Raw genomic sequence first — 15932 nt, 5'->3', positions numbered from 1 at the left:
GTTCGTCGTCCTCCCTTACACCATCTGCTCGCCGGATCCGCCCAGGCTGATCGTGCCTTCGTCGGCCAGGCGGCGGGCGATACCGAGAATTTCCTTCTGCGCGCCCTCGACTTCCGAGAGCTTGACCGGGCCCTTGGATTCGAGGTCCTCGCGCAGCATTTCCGCCGCGCGGCTCGACATGTTCTTGAAGATCTTGTCCTTGATGGTGTCGTCGCAGCCCTTCATGGCCAGCACCAGGTTGTCGGTCGACACTTCGCGCAGCAGCGCCTGGATGCCGCGGTCGTCGATGTCGGCGATGTTCTCGAAGGTGAACATCAAGTCCTGGATCTTGGTGGCGAGATCGGCGTCGGCCTCGGTGATCTGCTCGTTGATCTTCGCTTCGATGCTGCGGTCGACGAAGTTGAGAATCTCGGCCGCGCACTTGATGCCGCCGAGCGACGACTGCTGGCCGCCGGCGCCGCCGCGCAGCTGCAGCTCGAGCATCTCGTTCAGTTCCTTCATGGCGGCCGGTTGAATGCCGTCCATGGTGGCGATGCGCATCAGGAGATCCGAGCGGGTGTTTTCCGGCAACAGCGACAGCACCTCGGCCGACTGGTCGGAATCGAGATAGGACAGCACGATGGCGATGATCTGCGGATGCTCGAAGCGCACCAGTTCGACGATCGCGCGTGGGTCCATCCACTTCAGGGATTCGAGGCCCTTGGTGTGGCCGCCGAGCAGGATGCGGTCGATCATGCTGGAGGCTTTCTCCTCGCCCAGCGCGTTGGTCAGCACCGAGCGGATGTATTCCTCGTTGCCGATGCCGATGCCGGTGTGCGAGCGCACCAGTTCGATGAATTCACCGATGGCGGTGCTGACGTTGGTCGGCGACACCACGTCGAGACTGGTCATGGCCACGCCGATCTTCTGCACTTCGCGCGGGCCGAGGTATTTCATGATCTCGGCCGCCGGCCCTTCGCCGATCGACATCAGGAAGATGGCGGCCTTCTGCGCGCCGTCGAGTTGTGCTGGTGCGTCTGCCATGATGATTCCCGCGAGGTCTTATTCGCCGCCAACCCAGCCCTTGATGACCTGCGCGGCGACGCGCGGGTCATTGCTGACGAACTGTTTGACGCTGTCGATGTTCGGATCGATTTCGGATGACGCCAGCAGCGGCTGCCCATCGTGGCGCTGGTTGGGCAGCGCCATCTGGGCATCCATGCCGGCCGGGCCGGCCAGCGCCGGCAGGCCATTGGCGCCCATGCCGCCTTCGAGCGCCGCCATTTCGCCGCTGCTGCCGGCCACCGTCAGCGGCTTGGTCATCAGCGATTTCACGGTCGGGCGAATGACGCCGAACAGCACGAACAGCACGAACAGGCCACCGGCCACCTGCTTGCCGACATTCCACACCCAGGGCTGCTGCCAGATCGGCAGTTCCGGCAAGGGCTCGGCGGCCGGCGGCGCCTGGAACTCGGCGCTGGTGATGGTGACCGAGTCGCCGCGCGCGGCATCGAAGCCGATGGCGAGCTTGACGAGATTGGTCATGCGCTCGATTTCGGCCTCGCTGAGCGCGGCCGGCGCGGGCGGCGTGGCGGCGGCCGCGGCATCGCCCTCTTTCTTGTCGCCCTCGGCGGCCGCGTCGCCTTCGGCCGGCGTGGCGGGCGCCGCGGCCGGCGTCGGCGCACGCACCACCACCGCCACCGACAGGCGCTTGATGCTGCCGACGCTGTTCTTCTCCACCACCACGTTGCGGTCGACTTCGTAGTTCTTGGTCTTCTGGCTGCGCTTGTTGACCGAGGCCGTGGCCGAGCTCGCCGCACCCTTGGCGCCGGGCGCGCCCTGCGCGTTCGGATCGGCGTTGGCGGTCTGCTCCGGCGCCGAGGCGGCGGCCGGCGGCTGGTTGCTGAGCGCGCCCGGCACGCCGTTGGCAGCGTCGCCGCTGCGCTCTTCCTCGGTGCTCGATTCGCTGCGCACCGCCGCCATGTCGGGGTTGTAGGTTTCCTTCGACTGCTGGCTCTCGGTGAAATCGAGATCGGCCGTCACTTCGGCGCGCACGCCATCGGGCCCGACCAGGGGCGACAGGATCGCTTCGACGCGATCGATATAGGACTGCTCGAGGTTGCGCGTGTACTCGAAGCGCTTGGCCGACACCACCAGGCTGTCGTTCTGGTCGGCGTTGTCGGTCAGCAGGTTGCCGCGCTGGTCGACAACCGTCACCTGGTTGACCGGCATGCCCGCCACCGCCGCCGACACCATCTGCGCAATCGCCGCGACCTGGTGACGTTCGAGCTGACGGCCGTTGTAGAGATCGACTATCACCGACGCGCTGGGGTCGCGCTTGGTGCGCGCGAACGCCGACTGCTTGGGCATGGCGATGTGCACGCGCGCCGAGCGCACGTTGGTGATGTGCGAAATCGAGCGCGACAGTTCGCCTTCGATGGCGTGCTGGTAACGCGCCTGTTCGAGGAACTGGCTGGTGCCGAACGGCTGCTCGCTGTTCATGGCCTCGAAGCCGGCGCCCTTGCTGCTGCTGGTCGGCGCAAGACCGGCGCCGGCCAGCTTCATGCGTGCGTTCATGAGATTGTCGGCGGGCACCAGCACCGTGCCGCCGTTGGGGTCCATGCGATAGGGGATGTTGTTGCTGGTCAGCTGCTCTATGACCTGGTTGAGATCGCGGTCCTGCAGATCGGAAAACAGCACCGAGTATTCCGGCTGGCGCGCCCACAGCGCGACGTACAGACCCAGCGCCACCGCCGCCGCCAGTCCCACCAGTACACCGACCTGGCGTAACAGCAGCATCAAGGATGCCTGGGCGTTGAATGTGGCAGCTTCAGCCATGGTCTTGACTCACTGGGTAGCGTGTTCTTAGAGCGGCATGTTCATGATGTCCTGGTAGGCCGACACCAGTTTGTTGCGCACCTGGGTTGCGGCCTGGAAGGACAGGTTGGCTTTCTGGAGGGCGACCATCACCTGCGCGACGTCGACGCTCTTGTCGCCGCGCTCGAACTTGTCGGACAACTGCGCGGCCTTGACCTGGTTGTCATTGACGAAGTCGAGCGCATTCTTCATGACGTCGCCGAACGACACCGGCGGCGTGGCGCCGCCCATCGGGTTGACGGCATTGGCGGCGCGCGGCATGTCGAGACCGCGTGCCTGCGCGGTCAGGGCGCGCATCTGCGCGAGAACCGCCTGGGCGTCGATGGTGTTGTTCATGGCTGTGTCCGTGACTGGTCAGTGTGCGTGGATAAGGCTGACGACTTCAGACGCCCGGCACCGCGACGCCGGCGTCACGCAGGCGGGCCAGCTTGTAGCGCAAGGTGCGCGGGCTGATGCCGAGTCTCTCGGCCGCGAACTTGCGGCTGCCGCGGCCTTCTTCCAGGGCGTTCAGGATCAGACGGCGTTCGTGATCCTTGAGGTCGCCGCCCAGCGAATCGGCGCCGCATGCATCGTCATCGTCGTCGTCCTCGTCGGCAAACGACACCGCGCGCGGCGCTTCGCTGACGCTGACACCGGCCCCGAGCGTGGACGACACCGCCGGCGTCATCTGTTCGAACACGAGATCATCGAGGTTGATGCCCTCGCCCTGGTGCAGGATCAGCGCGCGCTGCATGACGTTGTCGAGTTCGCGGATGTTGCCCGGCCAGTGGTGCGCCATGAGGCGTTCGCAGGCGGCGCCGTTGATGGCCGGCACCGCCTGTTGGCTGCGCGCCGCGGCGCGCGCCAGCAAGGCCTTGGCCAGCGGCACGATGTCCTCGCGACGCTGACGCAGCGGCGGCACGTTGATCGGCATGACGTTCAGACGGTAGTAGAGGTCTTCACGGAAACGCCCCGCTTCCACTTCGCGACGCAGATCGCGGTTGGTGGTGGCGACGATGCGTACATCGAGATCGATGACCTTGTTCGAACCCAGGCGCTCGACCTGGCGTTCCTGCAGCACGCGCAGCAGCTTGGCCTGCAGCGCGAGCGGCATCTCGGAGATTTCGTCGAGCAGCAAGGTCGAGTCCTGGGCCTGTTCGAACTTGCCGGGGCTGGCCTTGTAGGCGCCGGTGAAGGCGCCCTTGTCGTATCCGAACAGCACCGCCTCGAGCATGTTGTCCGGAATCGCCGCGCAGTTGATCGCGACCGGCGCCTGCGTCGCGCGCTGCGAGTGACGATGTATGGTGCGGAACACGATCTCCTTGCCGACCCCGGACTCGCCGGTGATCATCACCGAGGCGTCGGACTGGGCGACGCGACGCGCCAGTTCGAACACGCGGCGGCTGACCGGGTCGACTGCCACCACGTCGTCTTCCAGCGGCGCCGGCGCCGGCGGCAGCCAGTCACCGATGCGCGCCACCAGCACTTCCGCTTCGAACGGCTTGACGAGGTAATCGGTGGCGCCTTCGCGCAGCGCGCTGACCGCGCTCTGGATTGATTCGTAGGCCGTCATCAACACCACCGGCAGGTCGCGATAGCGGCTGCGGATCTCGCGCAACAGCGTGTGACCGTCCATCGGCTCCATCTGGATGTCGCTGATCACGAGGTCGAAATGTTCTTCGGCCAGGAGTTCCAGGGCGGCCGTGCCGTCGGCGGCGCCGGTGGCGTCGAGGCCCGCGAACGATGCGGTGTCGAGCAGCGCTTCGCGCAGTGAGTGGTCGTCTTCGACGATCAGGATCTGGGTGGCGTGACGGGTCATGGGATCATCCTGCCTGACGCAGGCCGGCCGGCTCGAAAGCGGCGACCGCGTGCGTCTCTCGGGTTGCTGGGGAATCTTGTTGTGCCGCGTGCGCCGCGATGAGCGGCAAGGTCATGAGAAAACAGGCGCCCTGGCCGGGGGCGCTGACCAGGGTCAACTCGCCGCCATGGGCCTGGGTCACGGCGCGCGCCACCGCGAGGCCGAGGCCCGTGCCGTTGGAGCGCGTGGTGAAGAACGGTTCGAAGATGCGCGCCGCCTGCTCCGCCGCGATGCCCGGGCCATTGTCCTGGAAGGCCAGCACCAGGCGCCCTTCCACCACGCCCGCCGTGACGGTCATGCGGCCCTGGGCGCGGCACGCATGGCAGGCGTTGTCGATGAGGTTCAGACACACGCTGGTGAGGGCCGAGGTGTTGACGTAGACCCGGCCTTCGTCGTTGAACGGGGCGAACTCGAGTTCGAAGCCTGTGATGCTGAAGGCCTCGCGAGCGGCGCTCTCGATGCCGGCCAGCAGATCGCGCCCGTGCACCGGTTCGACCGCCAACTGGCCGCCACGCGCGAACAACAGCATCTCGTCGACCAGGCGCTCAAGCTTGCGCAGCGATTGCAGCCCGCGCTCCAGCACCCGCTCGCGGTCGGCATCGCTGCGCGCGCGGCGCAGGTTGCCGACGTTGAGCAGCGCGGCCGCCAAGGGCGTACGGATCTGGTGAGCCATCGCAGCCGCCATCTCGGTCTTGGCCGACAGGCGCTTGTGATGGGCCAGCTGGTCCTGCAGCAGGCGGGTTTCGGTGACGTCCTTGATGAGCAGGATCTGGCCGGGCTCGCCGGACAGCGCCTGCGTCGCGATATTGACGCGGCGGCCGTCGGCCAGCGACAGGTCGTGGCCATCGTCCCAGCGCGGCGCGAAGGCGCGCGCCACGATGCTGTGCCAGGCGTCACCGCGGGCGATGTCGCCCAACAGCTCGCTGGCGGCGGGATTGAATTCCTGCACGAGGCCGCGCTGGTCCAGCACCACCACGCCGCCCGGCAGGGCGTCGAGCAGGTTGTTGAGACGCGCGGCAAGGCGCTGCTTCTCTTCCAGTTCGCGGGCCTGGCCGGCGCGCGACACCTGCAGTTCGGCGGTCAGCTCGCTGACCTTTTCCTCGAGGTGGGTATAGAACGACGACAGTTCACGCGAGGCGTCTTCGAACTCGGCGAAGGCTTCACATAGCTGCTCGGCGTTGGTGATGGCTGCGGTCGTCATGCTCGTTGGTGCTTGTTCGAGTCCACAGCGTCAATGCTGCGGTCACGTGCAAGGCTTTGAGCAAGGACCGTGCCACGGTTTTTTTATCCTTTTAAAACCGTGACTTGATAAAAAACACCGGGCTTGAACCCGGGCCCGAGCGTCAAGGACCCGTCAGATGCCCTCGCGCACCAGGTCGAATTTGCGCATTTTCTCGACCAGCGTCGTGCGCCCCATGCACAGCTTCTTGGCGGCATGGGCGACCACCCAGTCGGTTTCCTCCAGCGCCTGCAGGATGAGATCGCGCTCGATGACCGTCAGGTGTTCCTTCAAATCGATACCGGCGCGCGGCAGGCGCGGATTGGCCAGCGCGGCCGGCGGAGGCACATCGCCGCCGCCTTGCGGCAGGCTGTCGGGCTTGGTCGGCGCGCGCGCCACCACCTGCGCCGAGCGGTATTTTTCCGGCAGGTCGTGCACGTCCACCACGCCGTTGGGATAGAGAATCGACAGCCGCTCGACAAGGTTGGCGAGCTCCCGCACGTTGCCCGGCCAGTTGTATTCGGTCAGCGAATCGATGCAGGACTGGGTCAGTCGTATGGTGCCACGCCCCTCGTGATCGAGTCGTTCGACGAGATCATTGACCAGCAGCGGCAGGTCTTCGGTACGCGCCCTGAGCGGCGGCGTCTCGATCGGGAACACGTTGAGGCGATAGAACAAATCCTCGCGAAAACGCCCCTCGCGAATCGCCTGGTCGAGGTTCACATGGGTGGCGGCGATGATGCGCACGTTCACCGAATGGCTCTTGTTGCTGCCGACCCGCTCGAAAGTGCGCTCCTGCAGGACGCGCAACAGCTTGACCTGCATGGACAGGCTCATGTCGCCGATTTCATCGAGGAACAGCGTGCCGCCGTCGGCCATCTCGAAACGGCCCTGGCGGCTGGCGATGGCGCCGGTGAAAGCGCCCTTCTCGTGGCCGAACAGCTCGCTTTCGAGAAGATCGGGCGGAATCGCGCCACAGTTCAAGGGCACGAAGGGCTTGCTGCGACGGTTGGAATGATGGTGCACATGGCGCGCCACGACCTCCTTGCCGGTGCCGGACTCGCCCACGATCAGCACGTTGGCGTCGCTGCGCGCGACCATTTCGATCATGTTGCGTACACGCTGGATGCCGGTGCTGGAACCGACCAGGCTGCGGAACAGCTCCAGGGAACGCGGCGAACCTTCCTGGTGACGGTTCTCGCGGTAGGTCTTGACCTTCTGCAGCGCGGCTTCGAATTCGCTCTGCCGCAGCGGCAGGCGCACCCGCGCCAGCGCGTCGTGGTCGAGTTCGCTGGGCGTCGACGCCGCCTCGCCGCTGCTCAAGAGCAGCAGTGGCGTATAGGGATCAGCCGCCTTAATGCGACGAAACGCCTCGCTCTGGGCGCGCGGGTCGCCGCATTCGCCGAGCAGCACCATGTAGGGCGCCGGGCGCGTCTCCATGACTGCGACGAGATCGCCCTCGGGCGGCACGTCCACGGTGCTCATGTCGAGGTAATTGAGGATCTGTTTGAGTTCGTGGACGGTATTGGCATCCCGCTCCACGATCACGACTGGCGACTGACTGCTCACGAGCGAGCGGCTCCCCCATCGTCTTGGCGATGTTTTGTGGTTGAAGCACTGGCACCCCGTTCGGGCAACGAGGGGGCGCCAGATTCCTGGCACCCACCTCAACGGGTAGGGTCGTTGTAATCGCGGCGCGGGGCGCTGTCAAGAAACCGCGATCATGAGACTGGCGGTGTCAGGCACTGGTCAGCGAAATGTGACGAAAGTTTACGTGTGACGGGATTGCGGGTAGCGGCCGACACGGGCGCGTCGGGAACCCGACTCGAGGCGTGGCCTAGCGCCCCTCAGGCGGCGCTCAGGATGTGACGGTGCGCGGCCGCGCGGTGGGCGCCGAGTTCGTGCAGGCAGGCGACCCGTTCACGCTCGAGCAGCACGCACAGGCCGTGATCGGCGCGGTGCGCGGCGCGCAGCCGCTGCACGGTGGCCGTACGCAGCCTGAGGAACAACTGGTCTTCCAGGTTGATGGGTTCGATGGCCACGGAAAATCCTCTGGCGGGGTCGTGGCAATCGCCAATGGCGCCACTCGACCCGTTCGAGGACGGCTAGCGGCGCGCGAGGCCCGCGTCTTGAGGCTTGGCCGGCGCAATCTTCCGCAGGTGCGAAGTCATTCGCACATTCAGTTCGGACCCGCATCCTGGGCGCGCCTCTTGATGTGCGATTGAAATCGCACCTACAGATAGTTGAACAAGCTCAGCCCCTGCACCTTCACGAAGGCTTGCTGCGCGGCCGTCAAGGCGGTGCTTTCCTGGCTGAGCTGGGTGATGGCCTTGGCCAGGTCGACATCCTCGAGCTTGGAGCGCAGGGTCTGCAGGTTGAGATTGACCTGGTCGTTGACGTCGCGCTGGGCGGCGATGCTGTTCAGCCGCGCGCCGGTGGTCGCACGCAGTTCCGCGACCTTCTCCATCGAGCGGTCCAAGGCCTCGATGGTGCGGTCGATGTCGAAGCCGAAGTTGGCCTGCTCGGCCGGATTCGCATAGCCCTTCTCGAACGCCCCGGCGATGTTGCCGAGGGTCTTGAACATGGACTGGTTCTGGCTCGGCGTGACGGTGAACTGGTCGCCGGCGTTGGGCGCGCCGAACACTGTCACGAGCGAGCCATTGAAGGCGATTGCTGCGCCATCGGTGTAGGGCTGCGCGGTGGCGACCGTGGAACCGAGCGTGTCGTCGATGATGTCGAAGCTCGTGGCGCTGGTGAAGCTGATGCGGAAATCGTGGGCGACATAGGCCGCGCCGTTGATCACCGTGTTGTCGCTGATCTGGCCGGTGCCGGTATTGCTGGCGACGCGCCCGCCGATGAAGGTGCCGTTGCCGTTGCGCACCGCGAACAGTGCGTCGTGGCCGGTGAAACTCTCGGCGATGGTGCGGGTATCCGACAGCTGCAGCTCGCGCACGGTCTGGTCGCCGTTGTAGCTGACATTGCCCAGCGCATCCGAGGTGAAAGGCCGCGTCCCGACCGCGGCGCCGGCAAAGATGTACTCACCCGAGGCGTTGCGCGTGTTGCCGAGGTCGACCAGCACTTCGAGCTGTTCGCGGATCTCCTTGGCAATGGAATCGCGGTCGGCGTTGCTGATCGATTCGCTGCGGCCCTGCAGGACCAGGTCGTGCACGCGCTGCAACATGTTGCTCACGCCGCCCAGCACGTCGTCGACCTGGGTCAGGCGCGATTCGGCCTGCACGCCGTTGCGATCGAACTGCGCGGCGGCATTGGTGCGGTCCTTGATCTGCATGACTTCGCCGGCGGCGACGGGATCGTCGCCCGGCCTCGTGATGCGCTTGCCGCTCGAGATCTGATTGGTCGCTTCGCGCGTGCTGGCCTGCAGATCGAGAATGCGATTGAGCGTCTGGCTATAGAGTTGATTGGTGGTGACGCGCATGACGTTTAGCCTCGGGTGGCGTTGATGATGGCCTGGAAGGCCTGGTCGGCGGCCTTGATGACCTGCGCGGCCGCCTGGAAGGCCTGCTGGAAGCGCAGCAGGTTGGCCGCTTCTTCCTCCAGGTTGACGCCGGCCATGGCATCGCGCGCGGCGGCGGCGTTTTCGGTCAAGGTGCCGAGCGCCTGGCTGCTGACATGGGCCTGCGAGGCGGCCGCGCCGACCACGCCGGTCAACACCCCGTACACTTCCTGCAAAGTGGCGGTGCCACCTTCCAATATCGGCTCGGCCTGCAGCTTGCTCAAGGCAATGCCGTTGCTGTTGTCGCCGACGCCGCCGGCGTTGCTCTGTACCGTGAAGGTGTCGCCGGCCGCCGGGCTGCCGGCAATCTGCACGCGCCAGCCGTTCAAATCGATATTCGCGCCGTTGGTGAAGGCGATGCTGGCGCCGACGCCGTTGACCTTGTAAGTGGTGGGCGGATTGTCGAACACCAGGGTGGTGGTGGTAAGCAGGGCCGCATTGGTTTCGTCCAGCACCTCGGCGCGCGAAATGGTCGCGTCGCTGATGTTGCTGTTGGCGCGCGAGCTGCGGTTCGGCGACGACAAGGCCAGCGTCGCCGGGTCGTTCAACAGGAATTTCAAGGCGCGCGGCACGGTCTTGGTCGGCTGGATGAGGAATGAATCCCCGGCCGCAGGCGGCGTCGTGACTGTCAATACCACGCCGTCGACATTGAACGGCCCGGTACCGGTCAGCGTGCGGCTCGAGCCGTCGGTCAACTTGTACAGCGTGTAATTGGTGCCGTCGTAGTTGAGCCGGTAGTCCGAATTCGTGAGACCGCCGACGTTGTTCAGATCGAACGCCGCGGTGATGCTGCCGGTATTGGACGCGGGCGCTTTCACTACCGGCGGCGGAATGGTGAACATGTCACCGCCGAGGTTGCCGCGCAGGTCCATGCCCTTGCGGTGCTGCTCGTTCATGGCCATGGCGAAGGTCGCGGCCATCTGGCCGATGGAATTGCGCGCCGGTTCCAAGGTGCCGTCGCGAAACGCGACCAGCGCGCCGAGCTCGCCGCCGCTGATCGAGCTCGTGACCTGGGTCACGACGTTGGCGACATTGAACGAGATCTCGGTGCGCGACGCATCGAGGATGTTGGAGGTCACCAGCAGGTCTTCCGAGTTGCCGCCGGTCACCACCAGCTGGCCGTCGCCAATCAATACGTTGACCATGCCGTCGGAACGCTGCTGGGTGCTGACACCGACCAACTTGGACAAATCGACCAGCAGCTGATCGCGCTTGTCGAGCAGGTCGTTCGGCACCACGCCGCTGGCAAGACCGGCGCCCAAGGCGATGTCCTTGTTGATGCGCGCGATGGAGGTGGTCAGGCCGTTGATCTTCTCGACGATGCCGCTCATCTGGCGATTGACGCTGCGCGACAGGCCGTTCAGCTGTTCTTCCTGTTCCTGGAAGCGCGACACCGTCGCGCGTGCGCTCTCCACCACCACCTGGCGGGTGGCCATGAGACGCGGATCGTTGTTGGCATCGCTGATGGAATTGAAGAACGATTGGATGCCGCTGGAAATCAAGGCGTCGCCGATCTGGGTGTCCACCTGGTCGATGAGTTCGACGGTCTTGTCGGCCTGTGCCTGGTTGGAGGTGGCGATGCGCAACTGGTCGACCAGGAAGTCATTGGCGACGCGCGTGATGGACTGGATGTCGACACCCTTGCCGGCGAAACCCACGCCGATGAACTGCGGCTCGCGGGTTTCGAAGGTCACACGCTGGCGGCTGTAGCCGGCGGTGTTGACGTTGGCGATGTTGTGACCGGTGGTGGCCAGGCCACGCTGCGAAGCCAGCAGCGCCGAGAGGCCAATGTTGAAAATGTCTCCGGACATGTCAGTTGCTCACTTCGAATGCGTTGGAGCTGGCGCCATCGAATCCGTCGCCGGAGAGGATGGCCATGATCTTGTTGGCGTAGTTGGGGTCGGTGGCATAGCCCGCCGCTTCCAGCTGGCGCGCGTACTGGCCGGCATTGGCGCCCTGTTCCAGCGCCTTCTGGTAACGCGGGTTGTTGCCGATGAAATCGACGTAATCGCGGAACGCGCTCGCCGCATCGGGGTAGGCGCGGAAGCTTGCGTTGACGGTGACGGCACGGCCGCCGACGTATTCGGTGGTCGGCACCTTGACGGTCTGACCGCTCCAGCCCTTGCCGGCCTTGATGCCGAAATAGTTGTGCGAACTCGAGCCGTCGGGCATGCGGATGACGTGCTTGCCCCAGCCGGATTCGAGCGCGGCCTGGGCAAGAATCGCGCGCGGCGCGACCCCGAGCGTGCCGGCGGCCGAAGCGGCGGCGGGCGCCAGTTCGTTGATGAACGACTGACGATCGGCCGGCACTTCGACGTTCTTCTTGAACGCCGTTTCGCGGATGCTCTGGGGCAACATGGCCACGCCACCGCGCAGCGGCGCCTCGACGCTGCTCAGCGTGCCGTTCTTCAAGGTCGCGAGCGGGTCGCCGCCCTGGGCTTGCTTGTCTTCCCTGGCCTTGGCGGCGGCCAGGGCGCCGGCGAACTGCTGGCCGAGCATCTTGTTGAAACCGAAGTCCTGGCTCTTGGCCAGCGACTGCGCGAGCTGGCTGTCCATCATCTCGTGGTAGGTGTCGAGCTCGGAGGAATTCAACATGCCCTCGCCCATGTCGGCTTCGCGCGCGGCCTTCAACATGGTCTCGGCGAACATCGCCTCGAACTCGTCGGCGACCTGCTGCATGGCGGCGTTCTCGTCCTTGTGGGCACGGCTGCGCAGGTTGCTGAAGCGAGCGAAATCGACGTAACCGCCGGCCGAGGTGGCGGGCGTGTTGCCGATGGCGGGTGCGTGGATGGCGAGCTTGCTGTTCATGCCTGGCTTATTGCACAAGCAGTGCCAAACACGACAAGGCCCGCAATCGCGGGCCTTTTGCCGGGATTTGCCCCCCGCCGGCGGCAAGGGCTGCCACCGTGGCGGCAAGGCCGCGCCGCCCGGTGGCGACGCGGCGGCAAGTGTGAGAACTAGATCACGATGAGCTCGGCGCGCAGCGCGCCGGCTTCCTTCAAGGCTTCAAGGATGGCCACCAGGTCACCCGGCGCCGCGCCGACGCCGTTCACCGCCTGCACGATGTCGTCCAGCGACACGCCGGGATTGAACAGGAACATGCGGTTCTTCTTCTGATCGACGCTGATGTTCTGATTGTCGACCACCGCGGTCTGGCCGCCGGACAAGGGACCAGGCTGGCTGACGATGGGATCGTTGCTGATGGTGACCGTCAGGCTGCCGTGGGTGACGGCGGCGGCGGTGACCGTGACCTTGTTGCCGATCACGACCGTGCCGGTGCGCGAATTGACCACCACCTTGGCCGGTGCGTCGCCGGGACTCAGTTCGATATTTTCGACTAGCGACATGAACGACACGCGCTGGGTCGGATCGGCCGGCGCCAGCACCCGCACCGAGGATGCATCGAGCGCCGTTGCCGATTGCGCGCCCAAGGCCTTGTCGATGGCCTGCGCCATGTGGGTGGCGGTGGTGAAATCCTGGCGATGCAAGTTGAGCGTCAGGTAGTCGCCCTGGCCGAACGGCGTCGCCACTTCGCGCTCGACGGTCGCGCCGTTGGGAATGCGGCCGACACTCGGCACGTTGACCGTGATGCTCGAGCCATCCTTCGATTCGACGCCGAAGCCGCCCACCACCAGGTTGCCCTGCGCCATGGCGTAGACATTGCCATCGGCGCCCTTGAGCGGCGTCATGATGAGGCTGCCGCCGCGCAGGCTCTTGGCGTTGCCCATCGAGGACACCGTGATGTCGATGGTGGAGCCGGGCTTGGCGAAGGGCGGCAGGTCGGCGTGCACCATCACCGCCGCGACATTCTTCAACTGCGGATTGACGTTGGCCGGCACCGTCACGCCCATCTGCGTGAGCATGTTGCGTATGCTCTGCACGGTGAAGGGCGTTTGCGAGGTCTGGTCGCCGGTGCCGTCGAGACCGACCACCAGGCCGTAACCGACCAGCTGGTTGCTGCGCACGCCGGCAATCTGGGCGAGATCCTTGATGCGCTCGGCGCTCACCGGCGTGCCCAGCGCGGCCAGGCACAGGCAGGAGATCAGAAATCGCATCGTGGCCAGCATTCTTGTCATGGGGGTAGGGCTCCGTTCGGCGCCGGGTTTTTGACTGTGTTTGGACGCCAGGACCAAGGCAATCAAGAATCGCGCCAAGTACCGCAAGCTCAGAACGGGAAGGCCGCGCTCATGAAGAAGCGTCCCAGCCAGCCGACCTTGCTGGAGTCGGCATTGGCGCCGTCGCCGCTGTAGACGATGGTGGCGTCGGCAATCTTGGTCGACAGCACCGAGTTGTCGGTACCGATGTCGACCGGCCGCACCAGCCCCGAGATCTTGATGTACTCGTTGCCCTGGTTGAGATTCAGACGCTTCTCGCCGCGCACCACGAGATTGCCGTTGGGCAGCACGTCGGCAATCGTCACCGTGATGCTGCCGTTCAAGGAATTGCTCTGCTTGGAGTCGGCCTTGCCGGAATAATCGTTGGTCGCCGACAGATCGGTCTCCAGCGAGTTGTCGGCGACCGCCGCCAACGGTAGCACGCCCGGCAACAGGAATTCAGGCTTGGCGCCGAGGATGGTCGGGTTGTCCATCTTCGAGGAACCGGCCTTGCTCACCGCGTTGTTGTTGGACTTCGCCGCCTGGTTGCTCTCGGACAGGCGGATGGTGAGGATGTCGCCGATGCGATGCGCTTTCAGGTCTTCGAACAGCGCGACGTCGTAACCGCCCTGGAAAATCGCGCCGGTGGCGGCCTGCGACTGCGCCGGGCTGGCGTGCACGGCCGGATAGGACGCGGCGTAGTCGGGGTCGCGGCCGCGGCGGCGTATCGCAGGCCACGAGCGAGGCCAGCACGCCGAGGGCCAGCGTGCCGCGCAGGATGTTGATGAGGGAAGTGTTGATGATCATGCTTGCGAGTCTCTGGCTTGCGTCGGCTTACAGTTGCTGGGTGACGAACTGCAGCATCTCGTCGACGGTCTGGATGGCCTTGGAATTCATTTCGTAGGAACGCTGGGTCTCGATCATGTCGACCAGCTCTTCCACCGGGTTCACGTTCGAACCTTCGGTCGAGCCCTGGATCAAGGTGCCGAGACCGTTCAAGCCCGGCGTGCTGGTCTGCGGGTTGCCGCTGGAGACCGATTCCTTGAACAGGTTCTGACCAATCGGCTGCAGGCCCTGCGGATTGATGAAGTCCGCGAGCTGGATGTTGCCGATCTGGGTGGGCGCGGTATTGCCGGCGGTGAGCGCCGACACCGTGCCATCGGGCGCGATGGTCACCGACAGGGTCGAGGCCGGAATGGTGATGGCCGGGTCCACCTGGTAACCGGACGAGGTCACGATCTGGCCCTGCGAATTCATCGACAGGCCACCGTCACGGGTATAGGCGGTGGAGCCGTCGGGCAGCAGCACCTGCAGGAAACCGCGGCCCTGGATCGCGACGTCGAGCGCGTTCTCGGTCTGGGACAGGGTGCCCTGGGTGAAAATCTTGGCGGTCGAGACCGTGCGCACACCGGTGCCGAGCATGAGGCCGGACGGCAATTCGGTGCTCTGCGACGACGACGCGCCGGGCTGCGAGATGGTCTCGTAAAGAAGATCCTCGAAGTTCGGACGGGTCTTCTTGTAGCCGGTGGTGGCGACGTTGGCCAGGTTGTTCGAGATGATCGACAGCCGCGTCTGCTGTGCGTCGAGGCCGGTCTGGGCGATGTTCAGTGCTGATGCCATGGTCTAAAACTTCCGCAATGTTGTTGCGTTGAGTGACGAATCAATTGCCGAGCGATAACAGCTTGGCGCCGGCGGTATCGATCTGCTGCGCGGTGCTCATGGCCTTGATGGCCATGTCGTACTGACGCGAGTTGGTGATGAGCTGCACCATCTCGTTCACGCTGTTGACGTTGCTGCGCTCCAGCGCGCCGCGCGTGATGCGCACCGCGGCGTCCGGCGGTGCATTGCTCTGGTCGGCCAGGCGGAACAGGCCATCGGCGCCCTTGCGCAGCTGCTTGACGTCCGGGTTGACGAGCTTGATGCGGTCGACCTGCGCGAGCGTGCTCGCTTCCTGGCCGACCGGACGAATCGAAATCGTACCGTCGACGCCGATGGTGATGGTCTCGGACTGCGGCAGGGCTATCGGGCCACCGTTGCCCAGCACCGGACGGCCGGCGCCGGTCAGGAGCTGACCGTTGACGTTCAACTGCAGGTCGCCGGCGCGCGTATAGGCTTCGCTGCCATCGGGCGCCTGCACGGCGATGAAACCATCGCCGTTGACCGCGATGTCGAGATCGTTGCCGGTGGTTTCAATCGAGCCCGGCGCAAAACTGGTGCCGGGCCGCTCGAGCATCGCGTAGGCGCGGGTCGGCATGCCGTTGCCGTACACCGGCATGGCACGCGCCGCTTCGAAGTCGGCCTTGAAGCCGACGGTGTTGGCGTTGGCCAGGTTGTGCGAAGCCAGCGCCTGACCGTTCATCATCTGCTGTGCGGCAGACATTGCGAGATAAATCATGCGGTCCATGGTGCGTG

The 15932-nt window shown here is 65.4% G+C and carries 14 protein-coding genes; all 14 read right to left on the bottom strand.

The window, feature by feature from the left end:
• Positions 1-15: 15 nt before the first annotated feature.
• Positions 16-1023, bottom strand: coding sequence for a flagellar motor switch protein FliG (gene fliG, locus IPM80_17255; protein MBK8960106.1), 1008 nt, complete (start codon positions 1021-1023; stop codon positions 16-18).
• Between the two features lie 18 nt (positions 1024-1041).
• Positions 1042-2817 carry a flagellar M-ring protein FliF gene (gene fliF / locus IPM80_17250; protein MBK8960105.1) on the bottom strand — a complete coding sequence of 592 codons (1776 nt, stop codon included), beginning with the start codon at positions 2815-2817 and terminating at the stop codon, positions 1042-1044.
• A 27-nt stretch (positions 2818-2844) separates the two neighbouring features.
• Positions 2845-3192, bottom strand: a complete 348-nt coding sequence (gene fliE, locus IPM80_17245; protein ID MBK8960104.1) for a flagellar hook-basal body complex protein FliE — start codon at positions 3190-3192, stop codon at positions 2845-2847.
• Between the two features lie 46 nt (positions 3193-3238).
• Positions 3239-4654: a sigma-54-dependent Fis family transcriptional regulator gene (locus IPM80_17240; protein MBK8960103.1), complete on the bottom strand. Its 1416-nt coding sequence runs from the start codon at positions 4652-4654 to the stop codon at positions 3239-3241.
• A gap of 4 nt (positions 4655-4658) precedes the next feature.
• Positions 4659-5894, bottom strand: coding sequence for a PAS domain-containing protein (locus IPM80_17235; protein ID MBK8960102.1), 1236 nt, complete (start codon positions 5892-5894; stop codon positions 4659-4661).
• Between the two features lie 153 nt (positions 5895-6047).
• On the bottom strand, positions 6048-7481 hold the full coding sequence (locus IPM80_17230) for a sigma-54-dependent Fis family transcriptional regulator (GenBank protein MBK8960101.1): 1434 nt from the start codon (positions 7479-7481) through the stop codon (positions 6048-6050).
• 278 nt (positions 7482-7759) lie between these two features.
• Positions 7760-7954: a hypothetical protein gene (locus IPM80_17225; GenBank protein ID MBK8960100.1), complete on the bottom strand. Its 195-nt coding sequence runs from the start codon at positions 7952-7954 to the stop codon at positions 7760-7762.
• Between the two features lie 191 nt (positions 7955-8145).
• The gene (gene flgL / locus IPM80_17220; protein MBK8960099.1) at positions 8146-9348 is read right to left on the bottom strand and encodes a flagellar hook-associated protein FlgL; all 1203 of its coding nucleotides are present in this window, start codon (positions 9346-9348) and stop codon (positions 8146-8148) included.
• 5 nt (positions 9349-9353) lie between these two features.
• A complete protein-coding gene (gene flgK, locus IPM80_17215; GenBank protein ID MBK8960098.1) occupies positions 9354-11237 on the bottom strand; it encodes a flagellar hook-associated protein FlgK in 1884 nt (627 codons plus the stop codon).
• 1 nt (position 11238) lies between these two features.
• Complete coding sequence (gene flgJ / locus IPM80_17210; GenBank protein MBK8960097.1) at positions 11239-12234, bottom strand: flagellar assembly peptidoglycan hydrolase FlgJ; 996 nt, start codon at positions 12232-12234, stop codon at positions 11239-11241.
• 149 nt (positions 12235-12383) lie between these two features.
• Positions 12384-13481: a flagellar basal body P-ring protein FlgI gene (locus tag IPM80_17205; protein ID MBK8960096.1), complete on the bottom strand. Its 1098-nt coding sequence runs from the start codon at positions 13479-13481 to the stop codon at positions 12384-12386.
• A gap of 110 nt (positions 13482-13591) precedes the next feature.
• Positions 13592-14200 carry a flagellar basal body L-ring protein FlgH gene (locus IPM80_17200; GenBank protein MBK8960095.1) on the bottom strand — a complete coding sequence of 203 codons (609 nt, stop codon included), beginning with the start codon at positions 14198-14200 and terminating at the stop codon, positions 13592-13594.
• Between the two features lie 154 nt (positions 14201-14354).
• Positions 14355-15140 carry a flagellar basal-body rod protein FlgG gene (flgG, locus tag IPM80_17195; protein MBK8960094.1) on the bottom strand — a complete coding sequence of 262 codons (786 nt, stop codon included), beginning with the start codon at positions 15138-15140 and terminating at the stop codon, positions 14355-14357.
• 40 nt (positions 15141-15180) lie between these two features.
• Complete coding sequence (flgF, locus tag IPM80_17190; protein MBK8960093.1) at positions 15181-15924, bottom strand: flagellar basal-body rod protein FlgF; 744 nt, start codon at positions 15922-15924, stop codon at positions 15181-15183.
• Between the last annotated feature and the right edge of the window lie 8 nt (positions 15925-15932).

It is taken from the genome of Pseudomonadota bacterium (genome assembly GCA_016719885.1).
GTDB lineage: Bacteria > Pseudomonadota > Gammaproteobacteria.
The sequence above is the reverse complement of the archived record's forward strand: the minus strand, read 5'-3'. Positions and strand labels throughout refer to the sequence as shown.

Excerpts from the sequence above, each read along its gene's own strand:
- fliE (MBK8960104.1), bottom strand. The coding sequence starts at position 3,192 with ATGAACAACACCATCGACGCCCAGGCGGTTCTCGCGCAGATGCGCGCC.
- IPM80_17240 (MBK8960103.1), bottom strand. The coding sequence starts at position 4,654 with ATGACCCGTCACGCCACCCAGATCCTGATCGTCGAAGACGACCACTCA.
- IPM80_17205 (MBK8960096.1), bottom strand. The coding sequence starts at position 13,481 with ATGCGATTTCTGATCTCCTGCCTGTGCCTGGCCGCGCTGGGCACGCCG.
- fliG (MBK8960106.1), bottom strand. The coding sequence starts at position 1,023 with ATGGCAGACGCACCAGCACAACTCGACGGCGCGCAGAAGGCCGCCATC.
- fliF (MBK8960105.1), bottom strand. The coding sequence starts at position 2,817 with ATGGCTGAAGCTGCCACATTCAACGCCCAGGCATCCTTGATGCTGCTG.
- flgK (MBK8960098.1), bottom strand. The coding sequence starts at position 11,237 with ATGTCCGGAGACATTTTCAACATTGGCCTCTCGGCGCTGCTGGCTTCG.
- flgF (MBK8960093.1), bottom strand. The coding sequence starts at position 15,924 with ATGGACCGCATGATTTATCTCGCAATGTCTGCCGCACAGCAGATGATG.
- flgL (MBK8960099.1), bottom strand. The coding sequence starts at position 9,348 with ATGCGCGTCACCACCAATCAACTCTATAGCCAGACGCTCAATCGCATT.
- IPM80_17235 (MBK8960102.1), bottom strand. The coding sequence starts at position 5,894 with ATGACGACCGCAGCCATCACCAACGCCGAGCAGCTATGTGAAGCCTTC.
- flgJ (MBK8960097.1), bottom strand. The coding sequence starts at position 12,234 with ATGAACAGCAAGCTCGCCATCCACGCACCCGCCATCGGCAACACGCCC.
- flgG (MBK8960094.1), bottom strand. The coding sequence starts at position 15,140 with ATGGCATCAGCACTGAACATCGCCCAGACCGGCCTCGACGCACAGCAG.